Source organism: Maribacter sp. X9, assembly GCF_048537565.1.
Lineage (GTDB): Bacteria > Bacteroidota > Bacteroidia > Flavobacteriales > Flavobacteriaceae > Maribacter.
In genome coordinates, this window is sequence record NZ_CP183215.1 from 1,042,553 (window position 1) to 1,066,228 (window position 23,676).

Annotated in this window: 16 protein-coding genes; 2 read left to right on the forward strand and 14 right to left on the reverse strand. The window is 37.5% G+C overall.

Annotation, left to right across the window (positions count from 1 at the left end; all coding sequences use genetic code 11):
- The first annotated feature begins 22 nt into the window (after positions 1-22).
- Positions 23-466 (forward strand): nucleoside deaminase, encoded by a 444-nt coding sequence (locus tag ACNR9Q_RS04430; RefSeq protein WP_419213403.1) that lies wholly within the window; start codon positions 23-25, stop codon positions 464-466.
- A gap of 71 nt (positions 467-537) precedes the next feature.
- Here ACNR9Q_RS04430 and ACNR9Q_RS04435 read toward each other — a convergent pair whose 3' ends face one another.
- The 5 genes from ACNR9Q_RS04435 to aspS all read right to left on the reverse strand — a co-directional run bounded on the left by ACNR9Q_RS04435 (position 538) and on the right by aspS (position 6,082).
- Positions 538-729 carry a cold-shock protein gene (locus ACNR9Q_RS04435; protein WP_419213404.1) on the reverse strand — a complete coding sequence of 64 codons (192 nt, stop codon included), beginning with the start codon at positions 727-729 and terminating at the stop codon, positions 538-540.
- 70 nt (positions 730-799) lie between these two features.
- Complete coding sequence (locus ACNR9Q_RS04440) at positions 800-1,060, reverse strand: hypothetical protein (protein WP_419213405.1); 261 nt, start codon at positions 1,058-1,060, stop codon at positions 800-802.
- A gap of 1 nt (position 1,061) precedes the next feature.
- Complete coding sequence (locus ACNR9Q_RS04445) at positions 1,062-2,855, reverse strand: chloride channel protein (protein ID WP_419213406.1); 1,794 nt, start codon at positions 2,853-2,855, stop codon at positions 1,062-1,064.
- Between the two features lie 350 nt (positions 2,856-3,205).
- Entirely contained in the window at positions 3,206-4,084 is an 879-nt protein-coding gene (locus ACNR9Q_RS04450; RefSeq protein ID WP_419213407.1) for a hypothetical protein, read from the reverse strand.
- 243 nt (positions 4,085-4,327) lie between these two features.
- On the reverse strand, positions 4,328-6,082 hold the full coding sequence (gene aspS, locus ACNR9Q_RS04455) for an aspartate--tRNA ligase (protein ID WP_419213408.1): 1,755 nt from the start codon (positions 6,080-6,082) through the stop codon (positions 4,328-4,330).
- 232 nt (positions 6,083-6,314) lie between these two features.
- On the opposite strand from aspS, the gene ACNR9Q_RS04460 reads away from it, so the two are divergent.
- Positions 6,315-6,665 (forward strand): toxin-antitoxin system YwqK family antitoxin, encoded by a 351-nt coding sequence (locus tag ACNR9Q_RS04460; protein WP_419213409.1) that lies wholly within the window; start codon positions 6,315-6,317, stop codon positions 6,663-6,665.
- 70 nt (positions 6,666-6,735) lie between these two features.
- Here the strand turns inward: ACNR9Q_RS04460 and ACNR9Q_RS04465 are convergent, their stop codons facing one another.
- From ACNR9Q_RS04465 to ACNR9Q_RS04505, 9 genes are all read right to left on the reverse strand, one after another.
- Entirely contained in the window at positions 6,736-10,236 is a 3,501-nt protein-coding gene (locus ACNR9Q_RS04465) for an efflux RND transporter permease subunit (RefSeq protein WP_419213410.1), read from the reverse strand.
- Between the two features lie 6 nt (positions 10,237-10,242).
- The gene (locus ACNR9Q_RS04470) at positions 10,243-11,409 is read right to left on the reverse strand and encodes an efflux RND transporter periplasmic adaptor subunit (RefSeq protein WP_419213411.1); all 1,167 of its coding nucleotides are present in this window, start codon (positions 11,407-11,409) and stop codon (positions 10,243-10,245) included.
- Positions 11,410-11,434: 25 nt separating this feature from the next.
- Positions 11,435-12,775 carry a TolC family protein gene (locus tag ACNR9Q_RS04475; protein ID WP_419213412.1) on the reverse strand — a complete coding sequence of 447 codons (1,341 nt, stop codon included), beginning with the start codon at positions 12,773-12,775 and terminating at the stop codon, positions 11,435-11,437.
- A complete protein-coding gene (locus ACNR9Q_RS04480) occupies positions 12,776-13,381 on the reverse strand; it encodes a TetR/AcrR family transcriptional regulator (protein ID WP_419213413.1) in 606 nt (201 codons plus the stop codon).
- 159 nt (positions 13,382-13,540) lie between these two features.
- A complete protein-coding gene (locus ACNR9Q_RS04485) occupies positions 13,541-13,957 on the reverse strand; it encodes a hypothetical protein (protein WP_419213414.1) in 417 nt (138 codons plus the stop codon).
- Position 13,958: 1 nt separating this feature from the next.
- On the reverse strand, positions 13,959-14,504 hold the full coding sequence (locus ACNR9Q_RS04490) for an RNA polymerase sigma factor (RefSeq protein ID WP_419213415.1): 546 nt from the start codon (positions 14,502-14,504) through the stop codon (positions 13,959-13,961).
- Between the two features lie 395 nt (positions 14,505-14,899).
- Complete coding sequence (locus ACNR9Q_RS04495) at positions 14,900-18,238, reverse strand: VCBS repeat-containing protein (protein WP_419213416.1); 3,339 nt, start codon at positions 18,236-18,238, stop codon at positions 14,900-14,902.
- Positions 18,239-18,307: 69 nt separating this feature from the next.
- Positions 18,308-20,197 (reverse strand): RagB/SusD family nutrient uptake outer membrane protein, encoded by a 1,890-nt coding sequence (locus tag ACNR9Q_RS04500; protein ID WP_419213417.1) that lies wholly within the window; start codon positions 20,195-20,197, stop codon positions 18,308-18,310.
- Positions 20,198-20,205: 8 nt separating this feature from the next.
- Complete coding sequence (locus ACNR9Q_RS04505; RefSeq protein ID WP_419213418.1) at positions 20,206-23,445, reverse strand: SusC/RagA family TonB-linked outer membrane protein; 3,240 nt, start codon at positions 23,443-23,445, stop codon at positions 20,206-20,208.
- Positions 23,446-23,676: the final 231 nt, after the last annotated feature.

Below are 23,676 nucleotides of genomic sequence, written 5' to 3' on the forward strand. Positions count from 1 at the left end.
AAACTATTGTATTTTTGAAACTATGGTTTTACCTTATGATGATGCTTATTTTATGAAAAGGGCCCTTCAAGAAGCAGAATATGCTTTTCTGGAAGATGAGGTGCCTGTTGGGGCGGTAATCGTCGTACAAAATAGGATCATTGCAAGGGCACATAACCTTACTGAAAAGTTAAATGATGTTACCGCGCATGCAGAAATGCAGGCCATAACGGCAGCGGCCAATTTTTTAGGGGGAAAGTATCTTAGAGACTGCACGCTGTATGTGACCCTTGAGCCTTGCCAAATGTGTGCTGGAGCATTATATTGGAGCCAAATCGGTAAAATTGTCTACGGTGCTAAAGACCCTCAACGGGGGTATGAAGTAATGGGAACTACCTTGCATCCAAAAACGATTAGTATAGGAGGTATTTTAGAAAGCGAGGCTTCGGACCTTCTACAGCAGTTTTTTCTAAAAAAGCGTAGATAAACCTCAATTTTGTATTATAAAAAACCACGCTTTAGCGTGGTAATTCTGATTTAGGCAAAAAAGTATATTTTTTAAAGGACCTCAACCTTACCGGCAACTATTCCTTTTTTTCCTTGTTCTTCTTCGTAACTTACTTTGTCGCCTTCCCTAATTTGCGTTCCGTGAAGAGCGGTGGCATGAACAAAAATGTCCTTTCCCGTTTTGTCATTGGTAATAAATCCATATCCCTTGGACTCATTATAAAATTTAACCGTACCAAACATTGTAATGAAATTTAAAAATTAACACTCCAATGTAAGTTTTTTTTGAATTGATTGGTTAAAATCTGCCCTATTATTTTTTTGGAGTATCTTGATTTTCAGCGTTTCCGGGTTTTTTTCCTTGCATTTTTCTAATGTTCTCTTCGTTAAGCATATAATCGTTAAGTTTTTTGCCTTTACTCTCTTTTATTAAGAAAAGTGGCATGGCCAATAAAAATAATCCTAAGGTTCCAAAACCAATGTACTTGTGAGAAAGGGCACTTTCCTCTAATGAAAAGCCATATATAATGGAGCCAAATGAGGCTAATACAATACAGATGATAAAATATTTCATGTTACTTGGTGATGTTTATTAATTCTCTTCTATAAGCGGTCAATAGTTTAGACTTTGATACAAAACCAATGTATTTCCCATTTTCAATAACCGGTAAATTCCAAGCACCGCTATCTTGGAATTTTCTCATAATATCGGTCATTTTATCTTTTTTTGTATCAATAATATCTGGGGGAACATGCATAATATCCCGCACAAAAACTTCTTTATACATCTCTTGATTGAACATGATTGGTCGTATATCATCCAATAAAATTATACCTAACAAAGCCCCCGTTTCTTTTTTGACGACGGGAAAAATATTTCGGTTAGATTTTACAACCGCTTGATGTACCATTTCCCCTAAACTCATTTCTGGATACAGTTTTATAAAATTATCTTCCAATACTTTTTTCATATCCATTAAGGTCAAAACAGCATGGTCCTTATCATGGGTAATGAGGTCTCCCTTACGGCCAAGTTCCATATTGTAGACCGAATGTGGGTGAACGAATTTTGTGATGGCGAACGATAATGTTGCCGTTATCATCAAAGGGATAAAGAGTTCGTAACCGCCGGTTACTTCAGCAATTAAAAATATTGCGGTTAAAGGAGCATGAAGCACCCCTGCCATTAGACCTGCCATACCTACCAGCGTAAAATTACTTTCAGAAACTTTGGTAGAGAAGAGTCCTATATTGTTAATGATCTTTGCTGTGCAATTGCCCATAATACTGCCCATGAACAAGGTGGGAGCGAAAATTCCCCCCACGCCGCCGGCCCCAAATGTGAGTGCACTGGCAATGATCTTGAATATTACTAGTCCTGCCAACAACATGATAATGATCCAGATATTGGTAAGGTCTAAACTGAAAATATTGTTTTTTAAAACTTCTTCTGGGTGACCTTTCAATAAGTTGTTGATCACATCAAAACCCTCTCCATAGAGTGGGGGAACTAGATATACCAGTACTCCTAGAGCAATGCCACCAAATAGAAGCCGTTTTACCGGGGACCCGATTTTGTCGAATACTTTTTGTATACGTTCATAAGTTTCTGTAAAATAGATAGAAGTAAGACCGGAGAATAGACCTAAGATCATAAAAAAAGGCACATCACCAATTTCGAAACTATCCTCTATTTTAAAAGGCAATAATACATCCGACCCAAAGAAAAAGTAAGAAGTAAGAATGGCAGATAGTGATGCTAATAGCAAGGGCAACATCGATGCAATGGTCAGGTCTAAACTAAAAACTTCAATTGCAAATACGATAGCCGCAATGGGTGCTTTGAATATAGAGGATAAGGCCCCGGCGGCGGCACAACCTATCAGAAGGTTACGATTGGCCTGGTTCATATGGAACATTCTTGAAATATTGGAGCTAATGGCAGAACCAGTGGCTACCGTAGGCCCCTCTAAACCGACTGAACCTCCAAACCCAACCGTTAGAGGTGCGGTCAGAATAGAACCGAACATTTGATATTTACGCATGATACCTTTATGCTTAGCTATGGCGAATAGGGTGGATGGAATACCATGACTTACCTTGTGTCTAATGATATAGGTGCTGACCAAATATACCAGGGCAAGACCAATGATGGGAAAAACAAAATAAAATGCTTGATGATAATATTGAACTAGGTTACCCTCCAATAAATGTTGATAAAAGTGAGTGAGGTTTTTTAGAATAACCGCACCTACCCCGGAAGTAAACCCAACAAGAATACTTAAAATGTAAATGAATTGGCGTTGTGAAATATATTTGGCTCGCCAAATCAATAGGTGTTTAAAAAAACTTCTCTTTTTATCGGGCATGTAGCTGACCTTTTTCTTAGGTAGGTCAAAGGTATTAATTACTACCTATGATTCTGGTTTTGAGTTCTTATAAATCTATACAAAATCATTGTATATGATTAAAATGAGAGTGGAGGTATGTTAAGAATATTGACAATGACTTCAGGTTGATGAGTTTCTTTTCTGTTTTTTCTTTTATATAAAATAAGGATTAAATAGGGTGAATGCTGTAGTTTGAATTTTTTGAATTCTCAATTCGTTAATTTAAGTGTCATGGTAAATATATTTTTTATAAGATGTATATTTTCACATAGAAAAGTCCTACTTTAGAATAGGACTTTAGTCGTTGAATATTTAATTAGTAAAGGTTCTTATTTCCCGTTAAGAACTTCATTATATTGCTTTAGATTCTTTTTTGTAACATAACCTTTATTCGCTTTTGACAAGTTAATACCATTCAATTCAAAAGCACCCCCTTTAGGTTGAGTAATGCCATAAATTCGACCTGTTTCTGCATCACATATATGATGTTGGTATACGAACTTACCACCAACTGGTGCAGGAATTACAGTAGCATAAGCGATACCTGGTGTTTTGTTCAGAATGGCTCTTGACCATTCAAAATGGCTAACTATTTCATATTTCCCTTCATATAGATCAGATATATCTGCATCTGTTAATTTAGAATCCATCCACCATTCTGGTATATAGAGTGTTTTTTCCTTTAAGTCCTTTGAATTATCCTTAATAATCTTTAAGGTTTTCATTGCGCCTATTTCATTATCTAACATCATTGTAAATATTTCTTGCATATAGCTTACTCCATGTGCCAATACTTCTTTTGTGAATTCGTCTTCGAAAACAGGTATATAACTAGGCATAATCGCTTTTTTGCTACCAGCGAATAAACCGACATAATATCCTGTTGAAATATTTCTAAAGGCATAATTATCACCTACATATCTTTTAAATGACCTAGAGGTGTATGAATCAATATAAATCACATATATATTGTCACTTTCTTTTGCTTTTTTTCTTGCCTCACTAATTGGCAATTCTTCGGAAATAGGAGAAATAGTCCAAAACTGATTAAGGATATCTCTTAAATCTTGGTCCAAACCCTCGTCTCCTGATAAGCCAATGATTACTTCAGAATTTTTGAGGTTTTGTATTTCTTTAAGTTTTGGTATCTGAGCAAAAGACAATATGCCTATAAACAGAGTGATTGTTAAGGTAAAATTTTGTTTCATAGTGTATTTGTTTACAATAATTTTGAATAATATGATTATTGAAAACGTCTTGGATTTCGATATGTTGTATAAAGAACTGTCAGAAAAGAGATGGCATTCGTTATTGTTTTTTATATGAGAAGTTTACGATATTAGATTTTTTGATGCAATAATGTGAAAAAAGGCAAAAGCTTCAGTGTTTAACTGAAGCTTTTGCCTTCTATCCTTCTTCCTTTTTATAGTTTAAATTACCCTAAGTATCAACTACTGCTGAATATCCAATTTTAAACTAAGTTCCTTTAATTGAGCATCGTCAATTTTTGCAGGAGCATCAATCATAACATCGCGGCCGCTATTGTTTTTAGGGAAGGCGATAAAATCACGAATGGTTTCTTGTCCGCCTAAAATGGCGACCAATCTATCTAACCCAAATGCAATTCCTCCATGTGGGGGAGCTCCATATTGAAAAGCATCCATTAAAAATCCAAATTGTGCTTTTGCCTCTTCGGGTGTAAAACCTAAATGTTTGAACATGGTCGATTGGGTTTCCTTGTCATGAATACGAATAGAGCCTCCGCCAATTTCATTGCCGTTCAACACCAAATCATACGCATTGGCACGAACTGCACCTGGGTCCGTATCCAATAGTTCTAATTGTCCTGGTTTTGGTGAAGTGAAGGGGTGGTGCATGGCATGGTAATGACCGGTTTCTTCATCTAACTCCAATAATGGGAAATCAACGACCCATAAAGGAGCGAATTCATTTGATTTTCTTAACCCAAGTCTGGTTGCCATTTCCATTCGTAAGGCACTCAATTGCGTCCTGGTTTTATGGGTATCTCCAGATAATACGCAGATGAGGTCTCCTGGTTTGGCACCTGTTTCTTCTGCCCATTTTGCTAAATCTTCTTGGTCGTAGAATTTATCTACCGTAGATTTAAAACTGCCATCGGCATTGCATTTTACATAGACCATTCCTTTGGCACCAACTTGTGGACGTTTTACCCAATCGACTAAGGCATCCAGTTCTTTTCGGGTATATTCCGAGGCTTCGGGTATGGCAATACCAACGACCAATTCGGCCGAGTTGAAAACGCCGAACTCTTTATGCTGAGTCACTTCGTTCAATTCTGCGAATTCCATTCCAAAACGTATATCAGGCTTGTCATTACCATATTTGGCCATGGCATCGTCATAGGTCATTCTCGGAAACTTCTCTACATCAACACCTTTGATTGCCTTTAGTAAATGCTTGGTAAGACCTTCAAAAACGGCTAAAATATCCTCCTGTTCTACAAAGGCCATTTCGCAATCAATTTGGGTAAACTCTGGCTGTCTATCTGCGCGTAGATCTTCGTCCCTAAAACATTTTACAATTTGAAAATATTTATCCATGCCGCCTACCATCAGCAGTTGTTTAAATGTCTGTGGTGATTGTGGTAGCGCATAGAACTGACCTTCGTTCATGCGGCTTGGCACCACAAAATCACGGGCGCCTTCAGGGGTGGATTTGATTAAATACGGAGTTTCAACTTCGATAAATCCTTCATCCGATAGAAATTTACGGACTTCCATAGCCACTTTACTTCTAAAGATGAGGTTGTTCTTTACAGGATTTCTACGGATATCCAAATACCTATATTTCATACGAAGATCTTCCCCACCGTCCGTTTCGTTTTCAATAGTGAACGGAGGAGTTTTAGACTCGTTTAAAATTGTAAGTTCGTTGACTAGAACCTCTATTTGACCTGTTGGAATAGTATCGTTTTTAGAAGCGCGCTCTATGACCTCTCCTTTTACCTGTATAACAAATTCACGTCCTAAATTCCTAGATTGTTCTAACAGCTCGGGAGAAGTTCTGTCGGCATCGAAAACCAATTGTGTAATACCGTAGCGGTCACGTAAATCTACCCAGACCACAAAACCTTTGTCACGCGTTTTTGCTACCCAACCGGATAGGGTTACTCTTTGACCGATATGAGATTCTCTTAATTCCCCGCAGGAATGGCTTCTATACATAGCAATTACTTTAAACAAAGGGCAAATTTAAGAAGTCTATTTCATTAAAGATGTATTTAATAGGTGGTTTTAGTGTTCTTGCGTTAAGTAAGTTTAGGCTAAAACAAATGGTTCAATGATTTCAATGTAAATTTAATGTAAACAAAAAGTTACCTAAACGTTGATTCGATAGAAAATAATTCTATATTTGTAATATTAAAGTTAAGAAGATGTCAAATAAAAAATATATACTATGAAAAAATTATTAATTATAGCCGTACTAGCTTTCTCTTTTGGGGCCAACGCGCAGCAAGTTGAGCCCAAGTTTGAAAAGGAAGGAAATAAAGTGAAAGCTACTTATTTTCACGCTAATGGAGAAGTATCTCAACAAGGGTATTTTTTAAATGAAAAGTTGGAAGGAGAATGGAAAATGTTCAACGACAAAGGACAGAAAATAGCCATGGGAAATTATGAAAATGGCGTCAAAACCGGTAAATGGTTATTTTGGGAAGGTGATGTAAAGAAAGAGGTGAATTTTGATAATAATAAAATTGCCAGTGTTACCAATGCAAAAAGTAAAGAGTCTATGGTTTCGAACGAATAACGCCCACCTATATTTATAAACAAAAAGCCCGTATCTTTTGATACGGGCTTTTTGTTTTTGTCAAGTTTTATTAAGCAACACTTTCTAATGGTTCTTGTTGTTCTTTAGAGGTGTTTCCTGTTCCTCTGATCTTAATTTTGATACGGTATACAATATTGAACAATACCGGTACAATGATCAATGTTAGGAAGGTTGCCACTATTAAACCGAAGATTACCGTCCAGGCCAAAGGTCCCCAGAAAACCACATTATCCCCACCTATGTAAATTTTAGGATTGAATTCAGAGAACAGCGAAAAGAAGTCGATGTTCAGGCCAATGGCCAAAGGAATTAATCCTAAGACGGTGGTTATAGCGGTTAACAATACCGGCCGCAACCTCGCCTTACCGCCCACGATAATGGCATCCGTTGCATCTGGCAGGGTCAACAGGTCACTGTCATCCATGCCGAATTTTATTTTTTTACGATCTACGAGAATTTGGGTATAATCCAAAAGTACTACCCCATTGTTGACCACAATACCTGCCAAGGATATAATACCCATCATGGTCATCATAATCACAAATGACCACCCCGTTAGCATCAATCCTCCAAAAACACCTATAAAACTTAGGAATATGGCAATCATAATGATAAATGGTTTTGAAATGCCACCGAATTGAAAAATTAGAATAAGCATAATCAACCCAAGGCCCGAGAAAAAAGCCCCGATCAAGAACATCTGTTGTTTCATTTGCTCTTCTAACTGACCGGTATAATCGATTTTAATGGTCGCAGGTAAATCCTTGAAGTTTTTCATTTCTTCTTGAATTTCGCTAACGATTGCACCAGCATCGGTAAAACCAGGTTTTAATCCTGAATAAATGGTCACCACTCTTTTACCGTCACGATGTTTAATGGCACTGAATCCGGATGTATTTTTTTCAGATGCAACTGCAGAAATAGGAATCTCTTTAATCTGTCCGTTAGCAGGATCTCTAAAAATGATATTCTGATTGAATAGCGCACTCTTATTGTACCGTAAATCTTCGTTGAACCTTATATTGATATCGAAGTCATCACCATCTTCTTTATAAACTCCCGCTTTTTCCCCAAAGATGGAACGTCTTAATTGATTTCCGACCTGACCGACGGCAACACCCAGTTCTCCAGCTTTTTCGCGATCAACAAGTACTTGCATTGAAGGTTTGCCTTTGTTCACATCTATTTTAAGCTCTTCAATACCGGCAATGTTCTTCGTATTCACAAAGTTTCTGATATCCTCTGCCGTATTGATCAGTTCATCATAATCTTTGCCTTCTAGCTCGATGTTAATAGGATAACCCGCTGGCGGCCCGTTCGCATCTTTTTCTACTGAAATGGCTACACCGGGGTATATTCCTTCAAGGCCATTCTGTACTCGGGCCCTTATGTCTTCTGTATTGATGCCATCTCGGTATTTATATTCACTGAAGTTGACAGTCACCTTGCCTTTATGGGGCATTTCTGCGGCGGAACCACCATCGGTCAATGGATTTCCTGCACCTTCACCCACTACCGAAACGGCAGAGGTCATCATAAAATTTTCCCCATTCTTTTTATACTTGGGGTCGTCCATGATGGCATAAACCCGATTTTCAACCTCCTTTGTAATCTCGTTGGTCTTTTCTATGGATGTGCCCTCAGGATATTCCACATAAACATAGATTTCATTCGGCTTGTTATCTGGAAAGAATTCTATTTTGGTACGACCACTTCCAACTGACATTCCAAATAACATGAAAACCCCGATCAATAATAAAAAGGTTACCCCAAAATACCAATAAACATTACTACCGTTCAAGGCATGTTTCAGGCGGCGTTCGTACCAGTCCTCAAACCGGGACATGGTCTTTTTCTGGAATTTGATGGCACTACCTTTAATTATATATTTGTAGGCCCAAAACATAATGGCGGTTAAAATTAAAACGGATCCCAAGCCCCGCATTATACCACCAAATAGTAGAATTAATATTCCGAGAGTACCTAAAATGATGCTTAAACGAATCAGCTGCTTTAAAGTAAGCTCTTTTTCGTCTGTACTCATAAATTTGGAAACCAGCATGGAATTCATGAAAATGGCCACGAACAATGAGGAACCCAATACTACCGAAAGGGTTATGGGAAAATAGATCATGAACTGGCCGAAAATGCCGGGCCATAGCCCTAAGGGTACGAACGCGGCCACGGTTGTTGCCGTTGAAATGATAATAGGAAAAGCGATTTCACCAATTCCCTTTTTGGCAGCCTCTACCCGGGGCATTCCTTCATCCATTAATCGGTATACATTCTCTACTACCACAATTCCATTATCCACCAGCATACCCAGTCCCATAATCATTCCGAAAAGAATCATGGTGTTCAAAGTATAGCCCAACCACGAAAGAATAACAAAGGACATGAACATAGACATGGGTATAGCAAAGCCTACGAATAGGGCATTGCGAAACCCTAAAAAGAACATTAAAACGGTCACTACCAAAATGATTCCGAAAATGATGTTGTTCACTAAATCGTCTACCTGATTTAGCGTACGGGTAGAGGAATCATTGGCAATGGAGATATTCAGATCCGGAGGGAAATAATTCGCCTTCTCTTTCTTTACGATTTGCTTAATTTGATCTGCTGCAGAAATTGCATTCCTACCGGCCCTTTTTTTAACGTCGAGCATAACGACATTATCCCCAAATTCACGGGCATAGGTAGTCTTATCCTTCGCTTTGAACCTGACCTCCGCAATATCCTTTAAATAAACAGCGCCGTTCTCTGACTTTACCACAAAGTTTTCAAGCTGTTTGGGATCATCTACTTCTCCAATGATACGTATGGTACGTCTTTGGCCGGTAGTTTTTAGATTGCCGGCAGACATGGTCATATTTCCATTATTGATAGCATTGATAACATCTTGAAAACTGATTTTTGCCGCCATCATTTTATAGATATCGACAGCAACTTCAACCTCTTTGTCTTGTGCTCCCCTTATATCCGCTTTTTTTATTTCCGGAAGGTCTTCGATCTCATCTTGTAGATATTCGGCATATTCTTTAAGTTTCTCTACAGGATAATCGCCTGTAAAGTTGATGTTCATTATAGGAACTTCTTCAGAAAAGTTGAGGTCAAAAACATTAGGCTCTACTTTGGCGCCGTTAAAGGTGGGCCAATCTTCACTGGCCTTTTCACTATCGACTTCATCCTTTACCTTTTGCTTTGCCTGTTCAACAGTTATCTCTTCATCGAATTCTACCGTTATTATGGCATAATCCTCTTGTGAGGTTGACGTTACTTCTACAACATTACTTATGTTCTTTAAACGGTCTTCTAATGGATCCGTTATCAGTTTTTCAATATCTTCGGCCGTATTCCCCGGATAAGGTGTACTTATATAAATCTTGGTCTCAACGATTTCCGGAAAATCCTCTCTTGGCATCGCCATGTAGGCAGAAAAACCTAGCCAAAGAAATATCGCGATCATTACATAGATGACCGAAGGGTTATCAATGGCCCAAGACGATAGACTGAATTCTTTATCAGCGTTTTTTTGTACTTTGCTCATCGATTTTTAGTTTTTGATTTTTACTTTTTGACCGTCTTTCACGCTTCTAGCTCCTTCTTTGATAACATGGTTTCCATCTTCCAAGCCGGTTAGAACTTCAATTTTGCCGCCTTGGGTCTTTCCTGTGGTAATGATGGTTCTTTTTACGATGGCTTCATTATCAGCATTGGGGTCATTTGCCACATATACATATTGCTCACCTTCTGCGTTTTCGGAAATAATACTGGTAGGAATTAGAACCGCATTTTCGTTCGTGTAATCATTCAGGCTCACCTTTGCCGAAAGGTTCGGCTTTATTTTTCCGTCTTTATTTGGAACCGGAATTTCTACTTGAAAGGATCGGTTAGATGGGTTGATGAAATTCCCGGTCTCCCTTATTTTGGTTGTAATCGTATCTCCAAGTACAGGAAAGTAGACCATGGCTTCTTTACCTTTGCTTACCGCACCTAAGTAGGTTTCTGGTACTTCTACCTCGATATACATATCCGATAGGTTCACCAAACGAAATACCTCGGATCCAACACCAGGGGCTACAACAGTTCCTTGGTCTTTTATAACGTCGTCGATAATACCGGCAAAAGGAGCTCTAATGGTAGATTTTCCCAATTGGCTATCGGCCTGTGCAACCATATTCTCAGATGCCTCATAATTAGTCTTGGCCTGTAAGTACTGAATTTCTGAACCTATGTTCTGTTTCCATAAACGTTCTTGGCGTTCAAAGGTCGTTTTAGCCAAAGAAGCTTGGGTCTTTAACTGACTTAACTGGCTGGACATGCCGCCATCATCGATACTGGCCAATAATTGACCTTTAGTAACACGATCACCTTCTTTAACATATACCTTTTGTAAGGTACCTGCCATTTCAGGATAGATCAATACATTCTGCTTGGTGCTTACATCACCTTGTAATTCGAGATAATGATTGAAAACCTCGTGTTTGGCGGCAATGGTATTGACTAATGGAAACTTCTCTTCATTTCCTAAAATTGCAATGGCAGAGTCCAAGGATTGAATTTGTGTTTCGATAACTTTTTGCTGCGCCGAAATTTCATTTTTCTTCGCCCTAATTGCGTCAAGGTCGCCTTTAGCAATAACCCCGCTAACGGATTGGTCACTATCGCCACACGAAAATAGACCGATGGTTACTATGAATAGAATTATTATTTTTTTCATGATTATATGTTTACTGATTGATTATTTAGGCTTTTGTATTTAATATTATTTCCAGTTCGGTTTTCTTATTCACGACTTCAACCATAGATTGCAAATACTCTTGTTGAATGGAGTATAGCTGGGTTTGTGCTTGTCGTAGTTCGAAACTTGTGGCAAGGCCCTCTTGATATTTGACCTGGTTTTTACGTTCTATACGTTCAGAAAGTTCAAGATTCTCTTTAGCGGTCTCGTAATTTGCAATAGCAAGGGTATAGTTGTTTTTGGCGTTTTCCAATTGCAGGCGTATTTGTTGTTCCGTTTCGGTCAACTGTGTCTTAGCTTTTTCCAAGGCAATTTTTGCGCGTTGGGTACTGGCGCTCCGTTTTAAGGAACTAAAAATAGGGATACTAAGATCAACACCTAATACGGAAGAATCAAACCATTGTTGGTCACTGCTTAAGAAGTCAAAACTGCTTGAATAAGCGGAACTTCCGTAATTAACAAAAGCATTCAAAGTGGGTAATGCGCGGCTTCTGGCCAGTTTCCATTCAAAATACCGTTGTTGGTTTAAGTTTTCTGCTAACTTGTAATCGACATTCTCGGTTAAATTAAATTCATAGTTAAGAATTGCGAGGTCTATTTTCGAAACGGTTAGATCTTCAAGGTTTTCCTGTAATTTTGTAGGTGCATTCAAATCTAATCCCATGCTAATGTTAAGCATTTGCAAGGTGATTTCCCTCAACCTCAAAGAGTTTTGTAATTGGTTTTCAATAGATGAGAGTGTGATTTGAAGTTGGTCAACACTTTCTTGATCGCCTAATCCATTCTCAAAAAGCTTTGATGTTTCATATAGGTTTTTTTCAAGTGTTTCTTTGTTTTTTTGAAGAATTTGAACACTTTCTTCCGCTAAGAGCACATTGCCGTAAGCTTCGACCACTTGCTTTCGCACATCTAACGCTGTTTTTTCCTTATTGTTGGCACTGTAACTTAAAAATGCCTTAGTAGCTTGTACCCCCACAATGTATGAACCGTCGAATATTTGTTGGCGTAAAGTTGCTGTAGCCGTTGCAGTTTGAGGCTGAGAGAAAATTACGGGTACAAAGGTTCCAGGCTCTCCCCCTGTTATCTCGGCCGGTAAAAGGGATACAGGTTGTTTTAATTGATTTTGGTAGCTTACTGCGCCGGTAATTTGAGGTAATCCTGCGGCAATGGTTTCCCATTTTTGTTTTTGCGCGTCAAGGATGTCCCGGTCCGCATTAATTGACGAGTAATTGTTCTCCAGGGCAAACTGTACAGCTTCCTCTAAGGTGAAACTATATGTTTGTTCTTGTGAGTAACCAAAACTAAGACTTAGCAGGGTTATGATAATAAGTAATTGGTTTCGCATTTATTGTTGATTTGAATTGATGATTGAGTTTAATATGTTTTTTCCTTTTGGGGTTACAATTCCTCTTAAATGGTATTCTAAGAAAGCATCCATTAATTTTGAAACAGGAAAGTGATCTATTGGGAAAATATTCTGATCTTTTATGCTGTTCATGCCCGAATAATAAATTCTTGCAACGAATTCTGTATCCAAATTATCTCTATAAATCTCTTGCTGCACCCCACGTTGTACATTATGAAGCACACACTTCTGCATTTTATTGAAATGCATCGCTTTTACGTTTTTGTAAATTTTCGGATAATACTTCATCAATTGAAATTGGGGTGAGGATTTTTCGTCATTGAGATGAGACATTACGTATTTTTTAATCTCATAAAGTTCTTCGATCGGATTTTTATCCATGGCAATAATTAAATCGATACCATCGCTTAAACTGCAGAATTTGTTCATTACACAATCTTCAATCAACTCGGTTTTATTACTGTATTCGGTATAAATTGTTTTTTTGGACATTCCGATTTCATTGGCCAGATCATCCATCGTGATACTTTTAAAACCACGCTCCAAGAATAATTGAGTTGCTGTCTCCCTAATTTTTTCTTTCATAATGGAGGCAAAGATAATGAAGGAAACTTTAAAAACTAAAAAAGTTTCCAAAGTTTTACGATTATTTAATATTGACTTTTTTTAGAAGGAGTTAATGTTCTATTTATTTGATTATCATGATGTAAATAATTAGTACCTAGAACTAGTAAGAACTAGAAATCAAATGTTGTCTTCAGATCGAATCTTTTCTAAATACTTTTTATAGGCTTGTTCACCTTCCGCTTCCCAAAATTCATCGTAATGTTTCCATTTAGAGAAATCCCTTCTCTTGTCCATACATCTGTTATTGAAAAAAGGTCGCTTTTGTGGTCTACTCTTCTTGTTTGGACCTCCACCATTACCAAAACCGAATATGATTTTAGCGAACAGTAGAACTCCCAATGCTTTCCAATACCCAATTTCCGGCAAACCAAATAATTCAGGCATAAGCCAATTCCAGAGATGCATGACGATATAACCAAAGAGAAATGCCACCGCAATGCCCAATAGTGATATGAATAGTATTTTGAAACCTTTTTTGAATTTGTTTTTCACCTTTTCTTCGGTGCCCGACTTAATGTGTTCGCTAGTTCCCATACTACTTAGTTTTTATGTTTTTAAATGACTCTAATTCTTTTAATAATAAGGATATGGCCCTATGTCTTCTTGACATTAAGGTGCCGGTTGAAATACCTGTCTGTTCTGAGATTTCTTTATACGTATACCCTTCAAAATCTACGGCTATAATTATATCTTTATAGAAAGGTTTAAGTTCTTCAATGGCTATTTTTAATTTTTCTTTAAGTTGATCGGGATATTCTTCAGAACAATCTTCATAAAACATTTCTGCAAACTCCGTCCAAAGAAATTCTAGGTAGCCTTCATCGTGAATCCTTTCTTTTTTAACGCGCATTATATCAATGATTTTGTTTTTAATCGCATTGTATACAAAACCACCAATGTTATTTATTGGTAAAGCATCTATAGGCCTAGAAAAAATACGCAACGCAACTTCTTGTATGATATCTTCCGCATCACTTTCTACAGTATGAGAAATTTTTGAGCGCACATAACTTTTGAGCGAATTATATTCCTCTTCGAAAAAGTTGGTTAGGTTATTGTTCTGTTGTTTTCTAGAAACCATTAAAGGTTTTTTCTTAGGACTTCATAAGTAAAGACGATGATTTCAAAATCTATTGCATAGATTTTTAGTTTTTTTTAATATCCTGTTTTATACCTTAAATCTTAGGCTTCAATTTGTTAAATTGAATGTATTTTTGAAAATGTGTATATTTTAATTAGGATTATTCAAACACTATGGCTTAGTTATGTTAAACCCAATATTCAAGCATTATTGAATTGAAAGTGGGTCTAATGGAAGGTATTTTTTGTAATAAAAAGGTTAAGTTGGCCTCATTGATTTACCCCATCAGATTCCTCGAGCACTTTTTGTCAAAGTCAAAGCTATACCAGAAATAATGGTAGATTATTTTAATAGGGTTGTTTTGAATAGAATCACCCATAGCACTTTGTAAGTTTTCAATTCAAAAGCTTAAATGTTTTTAATGGTGATCCATAACTTGTTAATATCAATTCATCATTCATCAATATTCCATTTGTATTGCTTTCTTTTAAGGAAAGACCAGATTTGATTTGGGGGACATAGTTAAAATTACCTCTACCATTACCCAAGAGTAAAGTTCCGTAATTGGCATCAAATTTCCCTATCCTAAGTTTATAGAATGCATCATTGCCCAACAATAGGATGTCTTGGTTGCCATCTTTATCAAAATCTGAAATTAAAATCTCGGAAATTGGAGAAAATTGTGCTTGAATGGGAAGTTGGGACATTTTGAGCGTAGTTTCTGGGCCACTTAGGAAAAGTGTAGTTTCTTGCTGATTTATCTTTAGTTTAGAGGCATTAACTATTTCTTTCTCGGTTAAAATATCGGTTATACGAGCTTCTGAATATGATTCATAACTTGTAAAACGCTGTCGTAAACCCGACAATTGGCTTAAAAGTTCATCTCTTGTAAGGTAAGGATAGCTTATATTTGCAATATAGAAATTAAATATAGGATCTATTGAACCGTTATGGTCAAAATCAGCATAAAACAGTTCTGCGGGTCTTTCTTGATTAACTTTGAATTGTGTGTTTGTGCCGATGTTGCCGGCAATGATGTCTAATTTACCGTCCCTATTGAAGTCGACCAGTTTTAATCTTGTCCACAGGCCAAAAAGTGGTTTATCAAAGTACGTTTTGCTTTCGTTTATTAGCTTACCATTTTTATTTACATATATACTAATTGGCGTCCATTCCCCTAGATAAATTAAGTCTTGAACGTTATCTCCATCTATATCTGTCCATGAGGCATCCGTAATCATTCCTGGATATTTTAAATCGGGTTGTATTTCAGCTGTTTCATCGATGAAATGACCTTTGCCATCATTGATTAAAATGTAGCTTCTTGGGATTTTAGGATATCTACCAGGGGTAACATATCCTCCTACGAAAAGATCAGGAAAGGAATCATTATTTATATCGGAAAATTTAACTGTTCCTGTGCTAACTCTTATAGCTGGAAGTGCCGATTCATCCTTGGTAAAATTACCGTTCCCATCTCCTAAATAAATCCTATCCTGTAGTCTTGGGTCTTCTGAGGTAAAATTGTGGTAACCACCACTAGCTATATATATATCTAAAATTCCATCTCCATTCGCGTCAAATATGGAAATGGCACTATCTAAACTTTCGTTGTCTTGCTCGAAATCAGGAACATTTTTTTTAAAAAAGGTTTGGTTTTCTTTTTGTAAGTATAAAGAAGCGCTTTGCCCTACTCCACCGCCTAAAATAATATCCTCTAAACCGTCATTGTTGAAATCTGCTTTTTCAATAATTGGTGCTTGATGTGATAATTGTTTTAATAAAAGAGGTTGTCTTTTAAAATCGTTTGTAGATGAGGACTTGTTTTCATAAATTATTGGTGGGGTCATTTCAGCAAAAACAGGATGTATTTTTAAATGGCTGGGTTTTATTTTCTTTGCATTACTTTCATTTAATACCAATATTCTATTTGGTGTAATTGAATAAAGAATTTCTTTTTTGCCTGAATTCCATTGTACTATCAAGGAGTCAATATTATTTTTATTACCAAGACCAAAATGAAGTAAGGGAGTTACCGTTGAAAGATAGCCCTGTGTTGGCATTTGTTCTAAAACTTGTATTTTTTGGTTTACATACAAGGTGACTTTAGCACCAATTCCGTTAGTATTTTTATCATTACCTTTTAATTGTACCTTTAACCACTTGTTATTTTCTTTTAAAGTATCATTTCTATAGATAAATGCTGGCTTATTAATGTTGTTGACAACCAGATCCAAATCACCGTCGTTATCTAAATCTACATAGATTGCACCATTACTGTTGGCGGGTTGACCAACCCCTGCCTTTTTGGTTTCATTTGAAAAATTAATACCATCTTTATTAGAGTAATAATAATTGGTCAAATCAGAGGAGGGCATTTTTTTGATTAACTCTAGTACATCTTGACGCTGCAACCTACCTTTAGTTTGGACAAAATCTTCCATGTAATTTATAAAGTCCAAATTGGTGTAATCTTTATAGTAGCCATTTGTTATGAAAAGATCTTTGAGACCATCGTTATCAAAATCTGCGAATAATGGTGCCCAGCTCCAATCGGTATTTGAAATACCTGATAATTGCCCAATTTCGCTAAAAGTATTGTTGCCATTATTTAATTGAAGCATATTTCGCATATATTGATGATGGAATCCACTTCTAAGGTTCAAATTAAATTTTTCATAATTATCAGGAGACAATAGTAATTTCTGACGTTTGTTTTCTTCGGGTAACATGTCTAAGGTGAAAATATCCTGCCAACCATCGTTGTTGATATCTGCAATATTGTTCCCCATGGAAAAATGACTTGTATGACCCATTTGAAGTCCTAGTTCGTCTGTAAAGGTTCCATTTTTATTATTGATGTATAAGTAATCTGGTACTGTGTAATCATTGGAGATGTAAAAGTCTTGCCAACCATCATTGTTTACATCGCTGATGCCAATTCCTAGGCCATATGTAAGCGCTGAGCCGCTAACTCCGGATTTGATGGTTATGTCAACAAATTTTCCGTTGCTCTGTTCAAAAAGACGCAGTCCTTGCAAAGGATCATCTTTTTTTAAAAACTGTTTTGTGCTAACTTCATTTAATATTGGCAGGGATTTTGGATTGTGATTTAACAAAAGCATATCTAAGTCTCCATCCTTATCATAATCAAAAAAATAACCTTGATTACTATACCCCGGGCTCGCCAAACCATATTCTTCCGCTTGTTCTTTAAAAATAGGAACATTATTTACGTCATTACCTTGGTTGATGAAGAGTTGATTTTTTCTTTTGGCATCAGGTAAAGCTCCCGAATAACAAAGGTAAAGGTCTAATTTCCCATCACCATTTATGTCTACTGAGGTTATGCCTGTTTTCCATGGTCCGTGCCTTCCTGTCACTCTTGAAATGGTGGTCACATCTTTAAATTTGAATCCGCCTTCATTCAAATAAAATTTATTTTCTCCCATGTTTGATGTGAAATACAAGTCCTGAAATCCATCATTATTGAAATCACCTGAGGCAATACCTCCGCCGTTATATAAATACTCGTAAACGAGAACATTGGCGTTGAGCCCTTCTTTTAGAGTATTCTCAAAAAAAATATTAGTTTTTTCTTTTGGTAATAGTTTGAATAGAGAAGACCGATTACCCACTTTCCCCTCTTTTGCTAAGGCTTCATCAGGTTCATTCTTGCAGCCTAAAAGAATTAGAACCGCGCTTAAAAGAAGAATTCTTATTGTTTTGGCCATCTTTCTAAAAGTAAAAAAATCTATCCCAAAAAGGGATAGATTCTTAGAATATTTCAAACTAATAGTTGTTTAATAACCAGGGTTTTGAATAAGCAAATCATTACGATTTATTTCATCCCTACTTATGGGCATAAAATACATTTTATCATCCCAAGTCCTCGTCTCATTATCTGTGTTTTCTACTACATTATAGGTGTAGTTATAAACAGATGGGTCATGTCTATATGGAGATAGTGGAGTAGCTCCGGATTTAAGGGTAGCCGATACTTTCATAACCTTTATGCCTCTTCCAAGCGTTTCTTCGGCAATCATCCACCTGCGCGCGTCATGATATCTATGTTCTTCGTAAGCCAATTCAATTCTTCTTTCATTAATATATGCCTCTAATAATTCGGAACCAGAAGCGGAGATAGCCGGCATACCAGCTCTATAACGGATTTTGTTGAGCCAATTTAAGGCTTCTCCTTCATCTCCCGTAGCAATAGACGCCTCAATGTAGTTAAGAACTATTTCGGTATATCTAATAAACGGCCAAGGCACCACTTGTGCGTTTGATTGATTATCTGGTAAGGCCGGATTAGGATCAATAAACTTACGCACGTAGTATCCAGTTCTACTACCATTCCAGTTTTCTATTGGAGAATCACGCATGTCAACTCCTGGTATAATTATAGATTTTCCTTTTGCATCAAACCCTTCATAAGTACCCGTTTGAATTTCATCGAAAGGATCAATACTGGCAACATCCTCCGGGCGAGGTTTCCACCCAGCACCATCATAAAGAATGGTCGCATATAGCCTAGGGTCTCTATTTTCATAAGGGGCCGACGCATGAGTAGGGTTGTCCCAATCGAAATCGGAACCATCCATCATTTGGTAGTCATCGACCAGTTGTTGGATAGGGGTGTTGCCTGCCCAGTTGTGATATCCGTTCGGGCCATTGTTGATACCCTGATGGATACCTCCCAAAGGCCAATCGCTTTCTGCTGTGTACAGAGGAGAGTGTGTGCGTTCAAACAATAACTCTGCATGTGCTGTAGCATCGCCAATGGCACTTCCCCCTCCCATTGCTATGGAAATATAATTTTGCACAGCTTCCTCGGCAGAGACTGGGCCGGTTAAATTTAATTTATATCCACTGGTGGCCTCTAAGACATCTTTTGCTGCCTCTTTGGCGGCTTTCCAACGAGAATCTCGATCACCAGAAGTATAGGCAATTAGTTCTAAATTGGGGTAACTTCCAATTACTGAAGATTTGGTACTTGCCGTAGGGCCATCACGTAAGTCGCTGGCGGCATACAACAAAACCCTTGATTTTAAACCCATGGCACTTAGTTTTGATGCTCTTCCCGGGGTTTCTTCTTTTCCATCCAATAAGGTTATGGCTTGATTTAAGTCTGCAAGAACAAAGGCTACATTTTCTGCATATGTATTTCTTGCTACTGTATAATCTTCATCTAGGCCATATGGCTTTTCAATTAAGGGTGCGCTACCGTAATAACGCATTAGTTGATGATAGTAATAGGCTCTTAAAAAATAGCTTTCACCTAGCAACTTATCTTTTAGCGTTTTGTCATCAAATGTTGAGATGGGTAATTGCTCGATAGCAATATTCGCTTTACGAATTGCCGAGTACAATTCATTCCATTGAGGAATAATATTGGTGTTTCCTGTTCCTGAAGGAGAAAGGGAGCCTTCTGTAATAACATTTATACCTCTACCAGAATGTGTAAACATGGCCTCATCTGATAGAGACGCAAGTCCTTCTTCTTCAAATCCTCCATAACCAAGGGAGGAATAGATATTGTAAATAAATGCCTGTGCTGTAGCTCCATCTCCCCAAGTGGCCTCTGCCGAAAGAGCATCTAGGGGCTGTGTTTCTAAAAAGTCCTTGTTACATGAAATCGGTATAAGTGCCACCGTTAACAAGCCTAATAATATTAACGTTCTTTTTTTCATATCTTTTTTTAAAATGTTAAACTGAAACCTGTATTGACAATTGTTTGCTGGGGATAAAACTGGCCGCTATTGCTAGTGGACTCTGGATCATAAATGTCTTGGGCGGCCCATGTAGCTAAATTCATGCCACTCATATAAACCCTGAATTTTGATAAACCGAATTGTTCAATCATCGATTTTGGAAAATTATAAGCCAATTGTACGTTTTTCAATCGTATATAGTCTTTACTGAATAAATAGTAAGTGTTGTTGCCATAATCTCCTCCTGTATAATAGGTATCACCTCTACTTGCCAATCTCGGATCAACGCTGCTTGGGTTCTCGGGACTCCATCTATGATCATAGCTGTACTTTAAGAAATTACCAATATCACCCGATTCTGTTTGAATGGGCAGTTTAGCTCCTGTCGCTCCTTGAAAGAGCACTGAAAGATCGAAATTCTTGTAAGAGGCATTAAATGTGGCGCCGAAATTAAAATTAGGCACTAGATTATTATCTAATCGGATCTGATCTAAATCATTTATAGCACCGTCTCCGTTAATATCTTTGAATTTCATATCGCCAGGTTCTAATTGCGGTTTTACAGCACTATAATCTAAGGAATTGCTTGCTATGGCCGCCTCGTCTTTAAAAACACCATCATATTCATAAACTAAATAAGCACCAATAGGTTTGCCTTCTTTTAATTGATAACCAGGTGCACCAGGAATTTCATCTAAGAAGACAACTTTATTTTTAGCATAACCTCCATTGATGCCAACATCCCATTTAAAGCCATCGACATTGCCTCCGTAATAGTTCAAGGCAAATTCAAATCCTTCGTTATTAACTTTGCCGGCATTAACGGGAGGAAGTAAATCAGATATTCCAGAAGAACCTGGTGTAGAGCCTGTTTTTTGAATTAAGATCTGATCCCTTTTGTTCAAGAAATATTCTAGGGTAAAACTTAGTTTTCCATTTAAGGTGATGCCATCAAGACCAACATTAAAGTTTTTTGCGCGTTCCCAAGTGAAACTTGGGTTTGCTAACAAAGGTTCAGCCAAGGTAGTTTGTACTTGACCATTAATAGGGTACTTTCCGAACTCATATATGGATAAATACGCATATTCTTGTAATTCATCACTACTTATAGTTCCATCGCCATTTGTATCAAAGGAAACTTGGTCATTACCCATTTCACCGTAGGAAGCGCGTAGTTTAAGATAGTCAAAAGCTTTAGTGTTGAACCAATCTTCATTGTTGATGTTCCATCCAAGTAATAAACCTGGGAAAAATCCAAAACGATCGTTTCCTGGGAATATGTACGATCCGTCATAGCGCCAGATGAACTCGGCTAAATACTTTTCCTTAAAGTTGTACTGTGCGCGTCCATAATATCCTAAACGGGTTCTGTCATACCCATAACCATCAGTTTCTTGACCCGTTTCACCGCCGACACCTATTTGATCCACGGCCGTTGATAAGTAGTTCCGTCTAAATGCGGAGAAGAATTCTCCTCGAAAGTTTTCACGTGTAACACCTGCCAAGAGGTTAATGGTATGATCGTCACCGATCATTTTATCATAATTCAGTAAAGCTGTTAGATTGGTGTTCAAAACATTATTTGAAGACTGAAGTAATCTTGCGTCTGTAAAATTTGATCGAATAGCTCCTGTAAGCACTGGCACTCCTGTATTAATGTAATTGTCTCGATCAAGGGAGTACAATTCCCATGGAGTTTGCCACAATTTTCTACGTAGTTGACTCTGGTCTACACCGGCCATTAAGGTGAGTTTCAGACCGTCCACCCAAGGATTTTTGATGTCTACAGAACCTGTGAATTGAAGGTAATCTGTTGGTTGTTTGTCATATCCTGTAGCATTTGTCGTTACAACTACGGGTTGCTGACCATTTTCAATATCTGGACCTGGTAATCCATTTGGCCAAATAGCAGGTTCATTTGGCCTACCGCGCATTAACATTCTAAAGATGGCACCTGCTCCTTCGGTTGGGAAAGTTCTTGATTCCTTTCGATATCCCATCATTAATTTAGCGGATATGTAATCATTTATTTTGGCATCGGTATTGATTCTAAAATTATATTGCTGATACCGGTTTGCAGAGTTTTTATAGATGGCCCCTTGATCGGAGTATCCTAAAGACGCATAATAGGTCAAATCTTCACTTCCTCCACTTATAGAAAGATTATGTCTTTGTTGTTCTGCCCAATCTTGAAATGTGGCACCAAACCAATCTGTATCAGGATATAACCATGGGTCAGAGTTTGTTCTGAAACCATTCAAGGTTTCTGGACTATAAGCTGCATTGACAGTTTCCCCATCACTAGGTATTGTATAGCTTCCGGTTGACTGAAATGCAGTATTAGCGGAACTCCATTGACTAGCGGGAATATTACTATTATAAATAGCCAATTCGTTCATAATGGTCAAATATTCCACTGCATTTGCCATTTGTGGAACCTGAGTTGGTCTGGTAATACCAAAATCAGCCTTATAATTTAACTTCATTTTACCCGGGGTCCCAGATTTCGTTGTTACGATGATTGCGCCGTTTGCTGCCCTAGCGCCATAAATTGCGGCAGATGCATCTTTTAGCACCGATATATTTGCAATATCATCAGCATTTATACGTGCAATACCTCCATCCCTATCAGGAATACCGTCGATTACAATTAAAGGTTGGTTGTTTCCTAATGTATTTGTTCCCCGTATGCTTATGGTCGACTGGTCATTGCCGGGCTCTCCACTGGTCTGCACAATTACAACCCCCGGCAGCCTACCTGCTAAGGAGTTGGAAACACTTATTGCAGGTGAGCTTTCAAGTACAGGGCCTTGAACGGCTGTTACTGCACCGGTTACTGTGGCCTTCTTTTGCGTGCCGTATCCCACCACCACAACTTCTTCCAGATTTGCAACATCTTCTTCCATTGAAACATTGATGGTGCCCTGATTGTTAATCGGAACTACAGCAGGTTTAAATCCTATATAGCTAAAACGTAAGCTTGTGTTGCCATTATCCAGTGTTATGGTATAATTTCCGTCAAAATCTGCTTGAACTCCTTTTGTTGGATTGTTGGCATCGATTACAGCTACACCAGGTAATGGCATACCATCCGCAGCTGAGGTGACCGTACCTGAAATGGTAGTTTGTGCGAACGAAAATGATGTGGTTAAAAAAACCAAAAAAAGAATTAAATAAGGTTTACAGCGATGTTTCAACAGTACCACTGGTCGGCTAAAAATCTTCATATAGATGTTGTTTAAGTTGAGTTGCGAATTTATCAAAATTTTATGTTAATGAAGAGAAAATATTAAAATAAGGCGGTTAATTGTGGTTTTGTTATAATTTTTAAAGTATGAAATTACCAGTGTAATAAATTTTAAATTTTGAATGCTACTTCATTATTATGAGAACTGGCAAGCCAAATTCTTTTTAATATCTTATTTATACTTAAACTGGTTGGCAGTTGTAACTTTCGA

What these genes read in the sequence shown, in the direction of transcription:
- ACNR9Q_RS04480 (WP_419213413.1), bottom strand. Translation starts at nt 13,381, where the DNA reads ATGAAAGAAAAAATTAGGGAGACAGCAACTCAATTATTCTTGGAGCGT.
- ACNR9Q_RS04500 (WP_419213417.1), bottom strand. Translation starts at nt 20,197, where the DNA reads ATGAAAAAAAGAACGTTAATATTATTAGGCTTGTTAACGGTGGCACTT.
- ACNR9Q_RS04440 (WP_419213405.1), bottom strand. Translation starts at nt 1,060, where the DNA reads ATGAAATATTTTATCATCTGTATTGTATTAGCCTCATTTGGCTCCATT.
- ACNR9Q_RS04445 (WP_419213406.1), bottom strand. Translation starts at nt 2,855, where the DNA reads ATGCCCGATAAAAAGAGAAGTTTTTTTAAACACCTATTGATTTGGCGA.
- ACNR9Q_RS04435 (WP_419213404.1), bottom strand. Translation starts at nt 729, where the DNA reads ATGTTTGGTACGGTTAAATTTTATAATGAGTCCAAGGGATATGGATTT.
- ACNR9Q_RS04475 (WP_419213412.1), bottom strand. Translation starts at nt 12,775, where the DNA reads ATGCGAAACCAATTACTTATTATCATAACCCTGCTAAGTCTTAGTTTT.
- ACNR9Q_RS04495 (WP_419213416.1), bottom strand. Translation starts at nt 18,238, where the DNA reads ATGGCCAAAACAATAAGAATTCTTCTTTTAAGCGCGGTTCTAATTCTT.
- ACNR9Q_RS04430 (WP_419213403.1), top strand. Translation starts at nt 23, where the DNA reads ATGGTTTTACCTTATGATGATGCTTATTTTATGAAAAGGGCCCTTCAA.
- ACNR9Q_RS04505 (WP_419213418.1), bottom strand. Translation starts at nt 23,445, where the DNA reads ATGAAGATTTTTAGCCGACCAGTGGTACTGTTGAAACATCGCTGTAAA.
- aspS (WP_419213408.1), bottom strand. Translation starts at nt 6,082, where the DNA reads ATGTATAGAAGCCATTCCTGCGGGGAATTAAGAGAATCTCATATCGGT.
- ACNR9Q_RS04490 (WP_419213415.1), bottom strand. Translation starts at nt 14,504, where the DNA reads ATGGTTTCTAGAAAACAACAGAACAATAACCTAACCAACTTTTTCGAA.
- ACNR9Q_RS04485 (WP_419213414.1), bottom strand. Translation starts at nt 13,957, where the DNA reads ATGGGAACTAGCGAACACATTAAGTCGGGCACCGAAGAAAAGGTGAAA.
- ACNR9Q_RS04450 (WP_419213407.1), bottom strand. Translation starts at nt 4,084, where the DNA reads ATGAAACAAAATTTTACCTTAACAATCACTCTGTTTATAGGCATATTG.
- ACNR9Q_RS04470 (WP_419213411.1), bottom strand. Translation starts at nt 11,409, where the DNA reads ATGAAAAAAATAATAATTCTATTCATAGTAACCATCGGTCTATTTTCG.
- ACNR9Q_RS04460 (WP_419213409.1), top strand. Translation starts at nt 6,315, where the DNA reads ATGAAAAAATTATTAATTATAGCCGTACTAGCTTTCTCTTTTGGGGCC.
- ACNR9Q_RS04465 (WP_419213410.1), bottom strand. Translation starts at nt 10,236, where the DNA reads ATGAGCAAAGTACAAAAAAACGCTGATAAAGAATTCAGTCTATCGTCT.